Here is a 16162-nt window from a genome sequence, read left to right on the forward strand (position 1 = left end):
GGTGAAATCGGTGGGCCTGCACCAACTCAGGCCCTAAAACGGTTGGTAATGGGATAACGCCAGTCTTTGCCAAAACTGCGTCGGCTCAGACGTGGGCCGGGTGGAGCTTGGCGACGCTTGTACTCATTGATTTGGATGAGGCGCGTAACGCGCTCTACATCGGCAGCGGCAAAGCCTGCCTGCACAATGGTGGCGATAGGCTCATTGTTTTCCATGTAGCGCTGCACAATCGCATCCAGTACCTCGTAGGCGGGCAAGCTGTCTTGGTCGGTTTGGTCTGGGCGCAGTTCAGCGCTGGGAGGCCGGGTGATGATGCGCTCTGGGATGGGATTCAAGCCGGTGCCGTAAGGGTCGTGGGCATTGCGCCAACGGGCCAAAGCGTAAACCGTGGTTTTGAGTACATCTTTAATCACGGCAAAGCCGCCAGCCATATCGCCATACAGAGTGCAATAGCCGGTCGCCATTTCGCTTTTATTACCGGTGGTCAGAACGATGGAGCCAAATTTGTTCGACATGGCCATCAACAAGGTACCCCGGATACGGGCTTGGATATTTTCTTCGGTGGTGTCTTCTACACGGCCCGCAAACGCACCAGCCAAGGCTTGCCGGAAGCTATCGAACTGCGGCGCAATGGCAATTTCGTCATAACGCACCCCCAAACGGGCGGCCATATCGCGGGCATCTATCCAACTGATGTCTGCGGTATAGGGCGATGGCATCATCACGGTGCGGACTTTATCGGCCCCCAAGGCATCTACGGCAATCGCCAGCACCAAGGCCGAATCCATCCCGCCCGATAAACCAATCAACACCCCCGGAAAACCATTCTTACGAACGTAATCGCGCACCGCCAACACCAAAGCGTGCCACAAATCAGCCTCGGTGCTGGCGTGGGGCACCCTATCGGCCTGCCAATGCGCTCCGCCGTTAGGTGACAGCTGCAACTGGGTATAGAACAAGGTTTCTTGGAACCCCACTGCGCGCCCGGCCACAGCACCATCGGCATTGAGAGCAAAAGAGTGGCCATCGAATACCAGCTCATCTTGGCCGCCCACCATATGGGCATATAGCACTGGCAAGCCGGTTTCCTGGGCGCGCTGGCGCAACACCTGCTCCCGTTGAGCCGGTTTACCCGCATGAAAAGGCGAGGCATTCAGCACCGCCAGCACCTGCGCCCCAGCAGCTGCCGTAGCACGTGCTGGCTGCGGCCACCAAGCATCTTCACACAGCAACAGCCCCACCTGCACGCCTTGCACCTCAAACACGCAAGGCGATGCGCCGGGAGCAAAATAGCGCTGCTCGTCAAACACGCTATCGTTGGGCAGCATTTGCTTGGCATAGGTTTGCTCCATCTGGCCATTACGCAACACGCTGGCCGCATTGTGGGGCAAACCAGCACCAGCGTTGGCTTGGGGATGGCCCAACACCAGCACCAAACCGGGTAAATCAGCCGTCATTTGGGCTACGGCACGCACTGCCTCATCACAAGCGGCTTGGAATGCCGGACGCAGAAACAAATCCTCTGCCGCATAGCCACAAATGGCCAACTCGGGAGTTAGCAACACTTGGGCACCCGCTGCATGGGCCTGGCGTGCCGCCAGCATGATTTTTTGTGCGTTGCCGGACAAGTCACCGACAGCCAAATTAAGCTGTGCGCTGCAAAAGGAAAGCGTCATGGGTAAGAAAGCAACGACAAGACTACCAAATAAAAACAGCCACTTTCAGCAAGCTGAAATAGCGCTGAAATAGCAGCAGCTGTAAGCCAAAGCTGGCGATTATCACCCGCCTACCGGCTTTGTGCTGATGTGCAGACACAGCAAGGCCAGCCCACGCCCAAGCACTGACGTTAGCACCACCGTTGGTGGGCATCATTTTTTGCGTTATTCCCCTTGAAATTTGGCCGCCATAGGCTTATCTTGGAGGGGTGTCTGTACTGTATTGGCATGTGTTTTCATCTTTTCAAAGGAGCAAACTTATGAACGCATTGATGGGTCGTGGTGGTCTGCTAGATGAACTCTTCAAGGACGTGAACCCCGGTTTCTACGTTCGTCCGTTGCATGGCGATCCTTTGCCCACTCCCTCGCAAATGAAGGTTGATGTCAAAGAAACCGATGGCGGCTATACCGTGCAGGCAGAAGTGCCCGGTGTACCCAAAGAAGACATCCACGTCTCGGTCGAAGGCAATGTGGTCAGTTTGCGCGCTGAAGTGCGCCAACTCGATCAACAGGTAGAAGGAGAGAAAGTGCTACGCTCGGAGCGTTATTTCGGTCAAGTGGCACGCAGCTTCCAATTGCCTGCCGACATTGACACAGCACGGGCCAAGGCCAAGTATGACAACGGGGTACTTACCCTGACCTTACCGAAAAAACAAGGTGGCAATGCCCAGCGCCTAGCCATTGACTAAAAACCGCCTGCTCAAGGGCGTGGTGGTGCATTCAGGTGCTTGAGTACCTGCTGCAGCACCTGTTGCAAGGCATCGGCTTGGTCACACGCAATCGTCTGGCGCTGGGGCATACCGCGCAACCAAGTGATTTGCCGTTTGGCCAATTGGCGGGTTGCCGCTAAGCCACGTTCGCGCAACAAGGCATGGTCTATTGCCGTGCTGCCCTGAAGTGCTTGCTCATCCAGTGCCTGCCATACCTGCCGATAGCCTACGCAGCGCATGGATGGTAAATCGGGGTGCAAATCACCCCGCGCGCGCAATTGGCGCACTTCGTCGATGAAACCCGCATCGAGCATGGCATCAAAACGTTGGGCGATGCGCTGGTGCAGCCAAGCGCGGTTTTGGGGTTCTAAAGAAAAAAAGGCACCCGCTGCCACGCAGCTATTTTGGGCCTTAGAGCGCTGTTGGGTTTGGTGAAAATACGACAGCGGTTGTCCAGACACCTGCCACACCTCTAATGCCCGCTGGATGCGTTGGCTGTCTGCTGGGGCCAAGCGCGCGGCCGTGATAGGGTCTATGCGTGCCAATTCTGCATGAAGTGCGGGCCAACCTTGCACAGCGGCCTGCGCCTCAATGCGGGCGCGTACCGCTGGGTCGGCGCTGGGCATAGCATCCAAGCCATCGAACAAGGCTTTGAAATACAACATGGTGCCACCTACCAACAACGGCAAGGCGCCACGGTGGCGAATCTCGGCCAGCAAACGGTGCGTATCTTGCACAAACTCAGCGGCGCTATAAGCGTGCAATGGGTCACGAATATCAATCAGGTGGTGTGGCACCATCGCCAACTCTGGTGGACTGGGCTTGGCGGTGCCCACATCCATCCCACGATAAACCAAAGCAGAATCAACGCTGATAATTTCTACCGACTGGCCTTGGGCAGCCAGCACTTGGGCAAGGGCCAGTGCGGCAGCAGTTTTCCCTGATGCGGTTGGCCCTGCCAGTGCGATACAAGGCAAGGAGCTAGAGCTGGCGGTGTTCATGATTTTTGCGATTCACCAAATTTTTGTACCAGCGTCCAAGCAGTCAGCGCAGCACAAATACCCCAAAACCAAACCCCCAAGGCCAGTGGCCATACGGTGCCATTCATGTGCTGGCCTAAGTAATGGCCAATGCCAAAAGCCACCACCATTGTCACACTGCCATTGACAGCAGCCGCTGTGCCAGCCGCCTGTGGAAATGGCCCCACTGCCCCACTTTGGCCACAGGGCATGTGGATACCGTGGGCAACGATGTACAACCAGAAAGGTAGCACATAAGCCCAACCGCTTTGCACCCCCAGCAGCGCAAAAATACCCATCAGCGAACCACCGGTCAAACTCAAAGCCCCCGCCAGCTGCATACTGCGGCGCACCCCCCAGCGTGCCACCCAACGCCGACACAATACCGTGCCACTGACGTAAAGCAGGCCGTTGCACGCCAACAAAATGCCATAAGCAGTGCCGCTCCAACCTAACACTTGGATAAAAGTGAACGAAGATGCGGCCAGATAGGTAAACAAACCCGCGTAGCTAAAAGTAGTGGTGGCAGTAAAAGCTAAAAATGTTGGGTGACGCAGTATCTGCCCCCAGGTGCGTAACAAATGGACAGGTTGCAAAGCCTGCGGATTGGGCTGGTGCAAAGTTTCTTGAAAGCGCAAAAGCACCAGCAACCATACCAAGACACCAAAAACCGCCAATGCTGCCATCGTGGCACGCCAGCCCAATTGCCCTGCCAACCAACCACCCACCGGTGGACTCAGGCAGGCAATCACACCTAGGCCAGTTAAAGCCCGCGACATCGCTTGCGCGCCCTCGACGGGTGCATAGAAATCACGAACGACCGCGCGCGCACACATCACAGCCGCCCCCAACGCTACGCCCTGCACAGCACGCCAGACAATCAAGGCTTCTATGGATTGCGCCAGCGCACAGCCCAAAGCTGCCAGCACATAAGCCGACAAACCCAGCAACAAAATAGGCCGCCGCCCCCAGCGGTCGGACAAAGGGCCCCACACCAGTTGCGAGCAACCAAAAGCCAACAGTAAAGCTGTGAGCGTCAATTGCGCCTGCGCCATACCCGCTGCCAACTGCCCCTGTAAGGCGGGCAGAGCAGGCAGGTACAAATCGGTGCTAAGCGGCTGCAAGCCCAACAACAGGGCCAACATCAGCACCACCAAAGCCGCTGGCATCGGCGTGAAGGCACCCCCTGAATCGGGCCTACCCATTACCATCAGAGGTAAGAAATCACCACTTGCCCAAAACCAGAACAACTCACTTGGGTGGCCCCATTCATCAAACGGGCAAAATCATAAGTTACTTTTTTGGAAGCAATCGCCTGCTCCAATGCCACAAGAATACGGTCAGCAGCCTCTGTCCAACCCATATGGCGCAGCATCATTTCTGCAGATAAAATCGCCGAACCGGGATTAACATAATCTTTACCCGCATAACGCGGTGCCGTGCCATGCGTGGCTTCAAAGCAAGCCACTGCATCGGACATATTGGCCCCCGGTGCAATACCAATCCCGCCTACCTGTGCCGCCAAAGCATCGGACAAATAATCACCATTCAGATTCAGCGTCGCCACCACTGAATACTCTGCCGGACGCAATAAAATTTGCTGCAAAAAGGCATCGGTAATACTATCTTTGATAATAATTTCTCGACCAGTTTTGGGATTAGTAAGATGGCACCACGGGCCGCCATCTATCAACTGGGCACCAAACTCACGCTGCGCCAAAGCATAACCCCAATTACGGAAACTACCCTCAGTGTATTTCATGATGTTACCCTTGTGTACCAAGGTAACACTGGGTCTATCATGATCAATAGCATACTGAATCGCTTTACGCACCAAGCGTTCGGTACCCTCCTGCGAAACTGGCTTAATACCAATACCCGAAGTTTCAGGAAAGCGAATTTTTTGCGTACCCAATTCTTGCTGTAAAAAAGCAATCAGTTTTTTCGCTTGCTCAGAACCGGCTTCAAACTCAATACCGGCATAAATATCCTCAGAGTTTTCACGAAAAATAACGATATTGGTTTTTTCTGGCTCTTTCAAGGGCGAAGGTACGCCCTTAAAGTAACGCACAGGTCGCAGACAGACATACAAATCCAGCGCTTGGCGCAAAGCCACATTCAAAGACCGAATACCATCCCCCACTGGGGTAGCCAATGGCCCTTTAATCGAAACGACATAATCACGCAGTGCGGTGATGGTTTCTTCGGGCAACCAAGCATCGGGGCCATAAATTTGGGTGGCTTTATGACCGGCATAGACCTCCATCCACCGAATTTGGCGCTGGCCAGCATAAGCCCGCTCTACCGCTGCATTCACCACGGCCCTCATCACCGGAGTAACATCTACCCCCACGCCATCGCCTTCAATAAAAGGAATGATAGGCTGCTCTGGTACTTGCAACGAAAAATCATGCTGCAAAGTGATGGGCTGGCCTTGCTCAGGCACCTGAATATGCTGATAGTGGGTCATGGCAATAAAGATTTTATGGAAACCATTAAAAAACAACAGGCTGGGCAAATGCCACAGCCTGTGCAATTTTTATTTAAGCCGTAGCTGGTATTTTTTGGCTAAGCAGTCGCCAACGCATCCGACCGATGGCGCACCAAATAACGAAAAACAAATCCTGGAAAAGCCAGCGTTAAAAACAAGGTTCCGGTGACGGCATAAAACTCCCACCCTTGCGCTGCCACCTGACCCACCCGCTGCTCTAGCCATAAAGCAAACAAACCAACCAAAAAATACCAAAATACCAGTTCTAGCAAATGACCCCACCAAGTTTTTCCTTGTGGAGGTAGTGGCCCTAGCAGCAAAATACGGCGATGAAAAAATGGTAGATTGGCTGCCAGCACCGCCAGCAGCACTACCAACCAGACAGCACCGGTTTGGCTCATGAACAATCTCAAGTAGCTAAAGAACGGACAATCGCATCAGCACACAGCGACATTAAACCGCCGGGCAAAATACCCAAAATCAATACCAGAGCACCATTAATAGTCAAAACTACACGCACTTCCAGCGGAGCAGAGACACGGGTCGCTGTGAGTGGTGCGTCAAAATACATTACCTTCACTACGCGCAGATAGTAGAAAGCGCCAATCAGCGACATCATGACAGCAAACACTGCCAAGCCAATATAAGCTGCTTGACCAGATGCCATCAATGATTGCAAGACCGCCAACTTGGCATAAAAACCCACCAGTGGAGGAATACCAGCCATCGAGAACAAGCAAATAGCCAACACACCCGCATACAGAGGACTGCGCTGGTTCAAACCTGCCATATCGGCAATTTCTTCGCTCTCAAACCCTTCGCGCGCCAACAGCAAAATGACACCAAAAGCCGCCAAAGTGGTTAACACATAAGTGACCACATAGAACATGGCCGAGCTGTAGGCACTCTGAATAGTGGCCGCTTCTACGTTACCATCCACTACACCAGACATTAAGCCAATCAGCACAAAACCCATCTGCGAAATGGTGGAGTAAGCCAACATCCGCTTGAGGTTGGTTTGTGCAATAGCAGCCAAGTTACCCACCAACAGCGAAGCCACTGCCAGCACACCCAACATTTGCTGCCAGTCAATCGCCAAAGGCAATAAACCATCAACTAACAACCGCATCACAATCGCAAAGGCGGCCAACTTAGGCGCACCACCAATCATCAGGGTGATAGCAGTAGGGGCACCTTGGTAAACATCAGGCACCCACATGTGAAATGGTGCAGCACCCAGCTTAAAGGCCAGACCAGCCACCACAAACACAACCCCAAACACCAACACTTGGTGGCGAATTTGGCCTGAATTTACCGCCTTGAACACTTCGCCAATATCCAAAGAACCGGTGGCACCATAAATCATGGACAAACCATAAAGCAGGAAACCACTGGCCATTGCACCAAGGACAAAATACTTCATTGCCGCTTCGGTAGCGGTAGTGTGATCACGGCGCAAAGCCACCATTGCATAACCCGACAGCGTCAACAACTCCAGACCCAAATAAATGAGCAAGAAATTATTTCCACCAATCATGACAAACATTCCCAACAAAGAGAATAGCGCTAAAGTGAAAAACTCTCCACCGCGCAGCATGTCACGATCAGCCGCATAAGGACGACCATAAATCAAGGTCACAATCATGGCCACCGAGGCAAAACATTTTAGCCAATTACCCATAGGGTCACTAACTACCATGTTACCAAAGCCATAGAAGGTGTTGCCACTGCTGGCATACACCCCTTGTAATACAGCCAGCACCACCAAAGTCAAAATGGTGAGAATGTAGGTTCCGGTACGGCGCGCACTGCTCACACCCAGATCAGCCAAAGCGATCACGCAGGTCATGACCAGCAGCAGTATCTCTGGGTAAATCGCAAGCCAACTGATGTTGTCAATCATCTCGGGTCTCTCAGTTCAGTATGCTCAGTTCAGCTTGGACAAGGCCACGTGCTTGAGCAGCTCAGCCACAGAAGCATCCATCACATCAGTGAAGGGACGGGGATACAGGCCCATGTACAACACAGCCATAGCTAAAACAGCCATGATAAGGAATTCACGGCCATCAATATCTTTCAAAGCCTTGACATGGTCATTGCCCACTGGACCCAAATAGACGCGCTTAAACATCCATAGGCTATAAGCGGCACCCCAAATCAGTGCAGTGGCGGCCCCCATACCAATCCAAAAATTGGCTTTGACAGCCCCCAGAATCACCATCCACTCGCCGACAAAACCGGCTGTACCAGGCAAGCCAGCATTGGCCATCGTGAACAGTAATGCAAAAGCGGCAAATTTGGGCATGGTATTGACCACGCCGCCGTAATCGGCAATTTCGCGTGAGTGCATACGGTCGTATAGCACACCAATCGACAAGAACATGGCACCAGAAACAAAGCCGTGCGAAATCATCTGCACTAAGCCACCGGACACGCCCAAATCATTAAACAAGAAAAAGCCCAAGGTCACAAAACCCATGTGCGCCACCGAAGAGTAGGCGACCAGCTTTTTCATATCTTTTTGCACCATCGCCACCAAACCGACATACAACACGGCCAGCAAAGACAGGGCAACCATCAACCAAGCCCATTCACGCGAAGCATCAGGAGCAATCGGCATCGAAAAACGCAGAAAACCATAGGCACCGAGTTTCAGCATAATCGCTGCCAGCACGGCGGAACCACCCGTAGGGGCTTCAACGTGAACGTCTGGCAACCACGTATGCACAGGCCACATGGGCACCTTGACAGCGAAAGCAGCAAAGAAAGCAAAGAACAATAAAGTCTGTGCGTGGGCGCTCAGAGGTAGTTTATGCCAAGTGGCAATATCAAAACTACCGCCCGATTTATGGTACAAATAAATCAGGGCAATCAAAGTCAGCAAAGAACCCAACAGCGTGTACAAGAAAAACTTGAACGCAGCATAGATTTTGCGTGGCCCACCCCAAATACCAATAATCAGGTACATCGGAATCAACGTCGCCTCAAAGAAGACGTAGAACAACATACCATCGAGCGAAGCAAAGACACCAATCATCAGCCCTGACAAAATCAGGAAAGCGCCCATGTATTGATTCACACGCTCTGTAATCGACTCCCAAGAAGCCATCACCACAATCACAGTGATAAAGGCTGTCAGGGGTACAAACCAGAAAGAAATACCATCGACACCCAAGTGATAAAACACATTGAAGGTTTCGATCCAGGGAGTTCTTTCGACAAACTGCATCGAAGCAGTGCCAATTTGAAACCCTGTGTACAAAGGCAGAGTGACCAGAAAACTGATCAGCGCGCCAATCAAGGCCAGCCAACGCACGGCCCGCGCCTGCTCTTCACGGCCAAAGGCCAGCAGTAGCGCACCAAACGCGATGGGCGTCCAGATAGCAAGACTCAACAAACCCATTTTTGTTTTTCTCCTACTTGTTGAGCCAGACGAACCAGGTCATCAGACCAAAGATGCCCAGCAGCATGACCAAGGCATAGTGGTACACGTACCCCGTTTGCATACGGCGAACGATTCCCGCAATCCATCCGACCAGCTTCCAAGAACCGTTAACTACGGCACCGTCGATCAGCATTTGATCACCACCCTTCCACAAACCAACGCCTAAACCACGGGCACCACGTGCCAAAATGTTTTCGTTGATCCAGTCCAGATAGTATTTGTTTTCCAACAAAGAATAGATAGGCATAACTGCCTTCTTGATAGCGGTGGGCAACGCCGGATTGACCATATACATATAGTAGGACAAAGCCACCCCAGCCAAAGCCAACCAGAAAGGTGGTGTTTGCAAACCATGTGCTGCCATTGCCAAGGGGCCGTGGAACATTTCTGCAAACTGGGTCATTGCCGGATGCTTCACGGCATCAATAAAAATGACACCTTTGAAAAAATCACCGAACAGCATCGGCTGAATAGCAACAAAACCAATCACGACCGAAGGAATAGCCAGCAATACCAAAGGCAAAGTGACTACCCAAGGCGATTCATGGGGTTTACCATCACCATGACCGTGGTGATCGTCATGGCCGTGATCATCATGGTGGGCATCAGGATTCTGATCGTAACGCTCCTTCCCATGAAACACCAAGAAATACATACGGAAGGAATAGAAAGCGGTCACAAATACACCCGCCAACACAGCAAAATAGGCAAAACCAGCCGCTGGCAATTGACTAAAATGCACGGCCTCAATAATACTGTCTTTGGAATAAAAACCAGAGAACAATGGGGTACCAATCAAGGCCAAAGAGCCCAACAAAGAGGTAATCCAAGTGATAGGCATGTATTTACGTACACCCCCCATCCAGCGAATATCTTGGTTGTGGTGCATACCCATAATCACTGAACCGGCACCCAGGAACAACAAGGCTTTGAAGAAGGCATGGGTCATCAAATGGAATACTGCCACCGAGTAAGCCGAAGCACCCAATGCCACCGTCATGTATCCTAACTGCGACAGGGTAGAGTAGGCCACCACGCGCTTAATATCGTTTTGAATGATGCCCAAGAAACCCATGAACAGGGCGGTGATAGAACCAATCACCAAAATAAAGTTCAGGGCGGTATCACTCAATTCAAACAAGGGCGACATACGTGCCACCATGAAGATGCCCGCTGTCACCATCGTAGCAGCGTGAATCAACGCAGAAATGGGGGTGGGGCCTTCCATCGAGTCTGGCAGCCAAACGTGCAGCGGAAACTGTGCCGACTTACCCATTGCGCCAATAAACAGACAGATACAAATGACTGTCACCAGCATCCAGTCGGTGCCGTAACCGAAGGGTGCAGCACCCAGCTCAGTCGCTTTGCTGAAAATTTCGCTGTAGTTGAGGGTCCCTGTATAGGCAGCAATCAAGCCAATACCAAGAATGAAACCAAAGTCACCTACCCGGTTGACCAGAAAAGCCTTCATGTTGGCAAAAATGGCTGATGGCTTATTGAACCAAAAACCAATTAATAGGTAGGACACCAAGCCCACTGCTTCCCAACCAAAGAACAATTGCAGCAGATTGTTGCTCATGACCAGCATGAGCATGGAGAAGGTAAACAGCGAAATGTAAGAGAAAAAGCGGTTGTAACCTTCGTCTTCTTTCATGTAACCAATGGTGTAGATATGCACCATCAGGGACACGAAGGTCACCACGCACATCATCATGGCAGTGAGTGAATCAATCAAGAAACCCACTTCCATTTTTAGACCACCCACCACCATCCAGGTGTAAATGGTTTCATTGAAGCGGGCACCATCGACCAACACGCTTTGCAGCGTCATGGCTGATAACACAAAAGCAATCAGCACACCGGCAATCGTCAGCATGTGCGAAGCACGACGACCAATCCAGTTGCCACCAAAGGCAGTACCAAAAATGCCGGCGAGCGCAGCACCCACCAGCGGGGCTAGCGGCACTGCCAACAGCGTTGAAGCAGAAAGGGTTTGACTCATTGTGGAGAACCTTGCATATCCGGCATGTCAACCGCGAAGGGTGTCGAGAGATTCTGCATCAATGTTCGACTTGTTGCGGAACAGCAGCACCAAAATGGCCAAGCCGATGGCAGATTCTGCTGCCGCAACCGTCAAGATGAAGAACACAAACACTTGTCCGTGCATATCACCCAAATAATGGGAGAAAGCAACGAAATTCATGTTGACTGCCAACAGCATCAATTCGATAGCCATCAACAGCACAATCAGATTTTTTCGGTTCAGAAAAATACCAATCACAGCCAAAGCAAACAGCATGGCTCCCAGTGAAAGGAAATGCCCTAAAGTGAGTATCATGCTTTTTTCTCCTCACTAACCGTGGTAGGTTCAGCGCTGGCGGGCTTGGTAGCCTCTAGCTTGATCAAGCGCACACGATCTTCCGCCCGAACACGCACTTGAATAGCGGGGTTAATCGCCTTGGTATCTTTGCGCCGACGCAAGGTCAAAGCAATCGCAGCCACCATCGCCAGCAACAAAATTACAGCAGCAATTTCTACTGGATAAAGGTACTCGGTGTACATCAAGCGACCTAACTCGCGGGCATTGGAGTAAGGCACTGCATTACCAGCAGCATCTACTGCGGCTACCATCGCCTTAGGCTCATCAATGCCACCAAAGCCGCCCATCAAAACTGCCGCCATTTCGAGAGCAATCAAAGCACCCATTGCAGCTGCCAATGGAAAGTGCTTCCAAAAACCTTGGCGTATCTCATCGACCTTGATGTCTAACATCATGACGACAAACATAAATAGCACCATCACAGCCCCTAGATACACCAGGATCAGTACGACGGCCAAAAATTCAGCCTTCAGCAGCAACCAAATACCAGCAGCTTGCGAAAATGCCAAAATTAGATGCAAAACGGCTTGTACCGGATTGCGTGCAGTAATTACTCGGAAGGCTGAATAAAGCAGCACCACCGAGAACAAATAGAAGAAACCTGTCGTGGCGTCCATGAATCGGTCTTTTTAGAGGTCTGACGGATGGGGATGCAACTTAACGGTACTTGGCATCTGCTGCTTTAGCGGCAGCAATTTCAGTCTCATACCGATCACCCACGGCAAGGAGCATATCCTTGGTGAAATAAAGATCGCCCCGCTTTTCACCGTGGTATTCGAGAATTTGCGTTTCCACGATCGAATCGACCGGACAACTTTCTTCACAAAATCCACAGAAAATGCACTTAGTCAGATCAATATCATAGCGTGTTGTACGGCGCGAGCCATCGGCACGCACATCCGACTCAATGGTGATCGCCGTTGCAGGACAAACGGCTTCGCACAATTTACAAGCAATGCAACGCTCTTCGCCATTGTCATAGCGACGCAAGGCGTGCAGCCCACGAAAACGCGGCGATAGCGGCGTTTTCTCTTCAGGAAACTGCACTGTTACTTTGCGCTTGAAGGTGTAACGCCCGGTCAAGGACATACCCTTGACCAGCTCCACCAACATGAAGCTTTTGAAAAAATCCTTGAAGGAAAAGGATGCAGTAGCGGCAGACATTCGTGTATCCCCGTTCATTTCCAAATATTCCAAGGCGAGAGCAACCAGCCCCCCACCACCACCAGCCACACCAGAGTGACAGGAATGAAAATTTTCCAGCCCAGACGCATAATTTGGTCATAGCGGAAACGTGGAAAGGTAGCGCGAATCCAGATGAACATGGAAACAACGACAAAGGTTTTCAGGCCCAACCAAATCCAACCGGGAATGAAATCAAGGGCAGCAATCGGCGACAACCAACCACCCAAGAACATCAACACAGCCACAATAGACACTAGCCACATGCTAGCATATTCAGCCAAGAAGAAGATGGCGAAACCCATACCCGAGTATTCAACCATGTGACCCGCCACAATTTCGGCTTCACCTTCGACCACGTCGAAAGGATGGCGGTTGACTTCAGCCACACCCGAAATCAGGTAAACGATAAAAATGGGGAACAGGGGCAACCAATTCCAAGACAGGAAATTCAGGCCATAAGAAGCAGCCATACCCGAGGCTTGGCTGGTCACCACGGCAGTCAGGTTCATGCTACCCGACACCATAATCACTACCAAAAAGCAAAAACCCATCGCGATTTCGTAGCTCACCATTTGCGCCGATGCACGCATGGCCCCCAGAAAGGCATACTTAGAGTTAGAAGCCCAACCCGCAATAATCACGCCATAGACTTCAATCGAGGTAATGGCCATCAATAGCAAAATACCCACGTTGACATTGGTCAAGGCTACATCAGGGCCAAAGGGAACCACTACCCAAGCGGCCAAAGCTGGCATGATGGCCATGATAGGGCCAAGAATAAACAAACCTTTGCTAGAAGCAGAAGGTTGAATAATTTCTTTGGTCAGCAACTTGAGTGCATCAGCAATCGGTTGCAATAAACCCTTCGGCCCCACCCGGTTAGGACCTAGACGCACCTGCATAAAACCCAGCAGCTTGCGCTCCCAAAGCGTTAGGTAAGCCACAGCGCCCATCAATGGGGCCAAAATGACCACAATTTTGAGCAAAATCCAAAGCACTGGCCAAGCTGCGGCGGTCCACCACACTTCGGAGGACAGGCCTAAACCACCGTTGTAAATTGCATCAATCATGCCTGCACTCCTGTAGAAGCCAGACGTGCATCAGCCGTCAGCTGCAAAGAAGATGAACGCCGAACCAAACCATCCAGCTGATAAATGGCCGCAACCACTGGCTCGGCCGCCGATGTAGCAGCCACAGTGGTTAAACTGGCTTTGCTGCGGTTATTTAACTCGGCAGCAGGAACAAACTCCATGCGATCGCCTTGAGGGGCATGGGTGGCTTTTTCTAATACTTCTTGCGAAGTTTGAAAATCAATACCAGGAATATCCAACAAATTGGCCAAGACGCGCAACACCTTCCAGCCTGGACGGGTATCGCCTAAGGGGCGCACCACAGCATGGAAACTTTGCGCCCGACCTTCAGCATTCACAAAGGTACCGGAAGTTTCGCTGAATGGTGCAATCGGCAACAATACGTCGCTGAATTCCATGTTCGCTTTGAAAGGACTGAGGGTAACCACCATATCCACACCAGCCAAAGCGGTGGCGGTCTTGGCAGCGGCAGCGCTATCAAACACTGGTTCGGTATTGAGCAACAAAGCTGCCTTGAGGCGGCCCTCTAGCATCTGTGCGGCATTCAGGCCCTCTTGGCCAGGCACTGCCTTCATCCACTGGGCACCAACGGTGTTGGCAGCTTCGGTCAGATAACCCACGGTAGCGCCGGTTTGCTCGGCAATCCAGCCAGCCAAAGCCAACAATGAAGCAGCTTGAGCATGGTGCGCTGCTGCATTACCCAACAAAATCGCTTTGTGGTCACCTATCAACAGCGCATTGGCAATGGCTTTAGCCACGGTACCGGCTTGGCCTTGTGCATTGGGTGCGTCAATGCCTTTTTGTTGTGCCACTGCGGCGGCTACGTCCGACAGGGCTTGAAACCATTGCTGAGGGTTAGCCACCAAAGTTTGAGCGACCGGCAAGGCCCAATCGTGTACCACGGCATTAATAGCAGTGACAGTGCAACCTTTGCGCGCCGCTTGGCGAATACGCTGGGCAAACAAGGGGTGGTCTTTACGCAAATTGGAACCAAGTACCAACACCGATTGCAAACTAGACAGCGAAGCGATGGAACGACCTAACCAGCGCACACCTTCAGGAGCAGAAAAATCCGCATGGCGTAAGCGATAGTCAATATTTTGGCTACCCAAACCACGCAACAATTCCTTGGTCAGGTAAATTTCTTCTAAGGTGCTGTGCGGACTGACCAAAGCACCAATCGCTTTAGCACCGTGTTCAGTTTTGATATTCTTTAATCCATTAGCAACATACTCAAGCGCAGTCTGCCAATCTACTTCTTTCCAAGCACCGCCCTGCTTAATCATGGGCGCAGTCAAACGCTGATCGGTGTTGAGTGATTCGTAAGAAAAACGGTCACGGTCTGCAATCCAGCATTCGTTCACATCTTCGTTTTCCAACGGTAGAACGCGCATGACTTTATGATTTTTCACCTGTACCACTAAATTGGCACCGGTAGAATCGTGTGGACTGACCGACTTGCGACGCGACAGCTCCCAAGTACGGGCGCTGTAACGGAAGGGCTTGCTGGTCAATGCGCCCACGGGGCACAGGTCAATCATGTTGCCGGATAATTCCGAATCCACGGTTTCGCCAGTAACCGTGGTAATTTCGGAATGCTCACCCCGGTGAATCATGCCTAATTCCATCACCCCTGCCACTTCTTGGCCAAAACGGACACAGCGGGTGCAATGGATGCAGCGGCTCATCTCTTCCATCGAAATCAGCGGGCCGACATCTTTATGGAAAACAACGCGCTTTTCTTCTTCGTAACGCGAAGAAGTACCACCATAGCCTACTGCCAAATCCTGCAACTGGCATTCACCGCCTTGGTCACAAATGGGACAGTCTAAAGGGTGATTAATGAGCAAAAACTCCATCACCGATTTTTGTGCTTGAATGGCCTTGGCGCTGTTGGTGCGTACCACCATACCTTGGGTGACTGGCGTAGCACAGGCAGGCATCGGCTTGGGGGCTTTTTCGACCTCTACCAAACACATCCGGCAGTTGGCCGCAATGGAGAGCTTTTTGTGGTAGCAAAAATGTGGAATATACACGCCCGCCTTGTCCGCTGCATGCATGACCATGCAACCAGGGGCAATTTCCACCTTCTGACCATCCAGTTCAATTTCAACCATATGCTTTTC

The 16162-nt window shown here is 51.7% G+C and carries 14 protein-coding genes; 1 reads left to right on the top strand and 13 read right to left on the bottom strand.

Annotated elements, in window-relative coordinates; all coding sequences use genetic code 11:
• Positions 1–26 precede the first annotated feature (26 nt).
• Positions 27–1676 carry an NAD+ synthase gene (locus tag PHX60_RS04605; RefSeq protein WP_300075307.1) on the bottom strand — a complete coding sequence of 550 codons (1650 nt, stop codon included), beginning with the start codon at positions 1674–1676 and terminating at the stop codon, positions 27–29.
• Between the two features lie 299 nt (positions 1677–1975).
• Between PHX60_RS04605 and PHX60_RS04610 the strand changes: the two genes are divergently transcribed.
• Positions 1976–2404: an Hsp20/alpha crystallin family protein gene (locus PHX60_RS04610; RefSeq protein WP_300075309.1), complete on the top strand. Its 429-nt coding sequence runs from the start codon at positions 1976–1978 to the stop codon at positions 2402–2404.
• An 11-nt stretch (positions 2405–2415) separates the two neighbouring features.
• On the opposite strand, the gene miaA is transcribed toward PHX60_RS04610, so the two are convergent.
• The 12 genes from miaA to nuoG form a co-directional block, all read right to left on the bottom strand.
• Positions 2416–3426, bottom strand: a complete 1011-nt coding sequence (gene miaA / locus PHX60_RS04615; RefSeq protein ID WP_300075310.1) for a tRNA (adenosine(37)-N6)-dimethylallyltransferase MiaA — start codon at positions 3424–3426, stop codon at positions 2416–2418.
• Positions 3423–4649, bottom strand: coding sequence for a multidrug effflux MFS transporter (locus tag PHX60_RS04620; protein ID WP_300075312.1), 1227 nt, complete (start codon positions 4647–4649; stop codon positions 3423–3425). The genes miaA and PHX60_RS04620 overlap by 4 nt, the downstream gene beginning before the upstream one ends.
• A gap of 5 nt (positions 4650–4654) precedes the next feature.
• Positions 4655–5914: an NADP-dependent isocitrate dehydrogenase gene (gene icd / locus PHX60_RS04625; RefSeq protein WP_300075314.1), complete on the bottom strand. Its 1260-nt coding sequence runs from the start codon at positions 5912–5914 to the stop codon at positions 4655–4657.
• 98 nt (positions 5915–6012) lie between these two features.
• Positions 6013–6336 (bottom strand): DUF2818 family protein, encoded by a 324-nt coding sequence (locus tag PHX60_RS04630; protein ID WP_300075316.1) that lies wholly within the window; start codon positions 6334–6336, stop codon positions 6013–6015.
• A gap of 8 nt (positions 6337–6344) precedes the next feature.
• Entirely contained in the window at positions 6345–7838 is a 1494-nt protein-coding gene (gene nuoN, locus PHX60_RS04635) for an NADH-quinone oxidoreductase subunit NuoN (RefSeq protein WP_300075318.1), read from the bottom strand.
• A 24-nt stretch (positions 7839–7862) separates the two neighbouring features.
• Positions 7863–9338: an NADH-quinone oxidoreductase subunit M gene (locus PHX60_RS04640; protein WP_300075321.1), complete on the bottom strand. Its 1476-nt coding sequence runs from the start codon at positions 9336–9338 to the stop codon at positions 7863–7865.
• A 13-nt stretch (positions 9339–9351) separates the two neighbouring features.
• A complete protein-coding gene (gene nuoL / locus PHX60_RS04645; protein WP_300075323.1) occupies positions 9352–11382 on the bottom strand; it encodes an NADH-quinone oxidoreductase subunit L in 2031 nt (676 codons plus the stop codon).
• Between the two features lie 27 nt (positions 11383–11409).
• The gene (gene nuoK / locus PHX60_RS04650; RefSeq protein WP_300075325.1) at positions 11410–11718 is read right to left on the bottom strand and encodes an NADH-quinone oxidoreductase subunit NuoK; all 309 of its coding nucleotides are present in this window, start codon (positions 11716–11718) and stop codon (positions 11410–11412) included.
• Entirely contained in the window at positions 11715–12377 is a 663-nt protein-coding gene (locus PHX60_RS04655) for an NADH-quinone oxidoreductase subunit J (protein ID WP_300075327.1), read from the bottom strand. Before PHX60_RS04655 ends, nuoK begins: the two co-directional genes overlap by 4 nt.
• Positions 12378–12417: 40 nt before the next feature.
• Positions 12418–12924: an NADH-quinone oxidoreductase subunit NuoI gene (gene nuoI / locus PHX60_RS04660; RefSeq protein ID WP_300075329.1), complete on the bottom strand. Its 507-nt coding sequence runs from the start codon at positions 12922–12924 to the stop codon at positions 12418–12420.
• Positions 12925–12938: 14 nt separating this feature from the next.
• Complete coding sequence (nuoH, locus tag PHX60_RS04665; RefSeq protein WP_300075331.1) at positions 12939–14015, bottom strand: NADH-quinone oxidoreductase subunit NuoH; 1077 nt, start codon at positions 14013–14015, stop codon at positions 12939–12941.
• Positions 14012–16153, bottom strand: coding sequence for an NADH-quinone oxidoreductase subunit NuoG (gene nuoG, locus PHX60_RS04670; RefSeq protein WP_300075333.1), 2142 nt, complete (start codon positions 16151–16153; stop codon positions 14012–14014). The genes nuoH and nuoG overlap by 4 nt, the downstream gene beginning before the upstream one ends.
• Positions 16154–16162 lie beyond the last annotated feature (9 nt).

It is taken from the genome of Giesbergeria sp., from assembly GCF_028686475.1.
Lineage (GTDB): Bacteria > Pseudomonadota > Gammaproteobacteria > Burkholderiales > Burkholderiaceae_C > Simplicispira.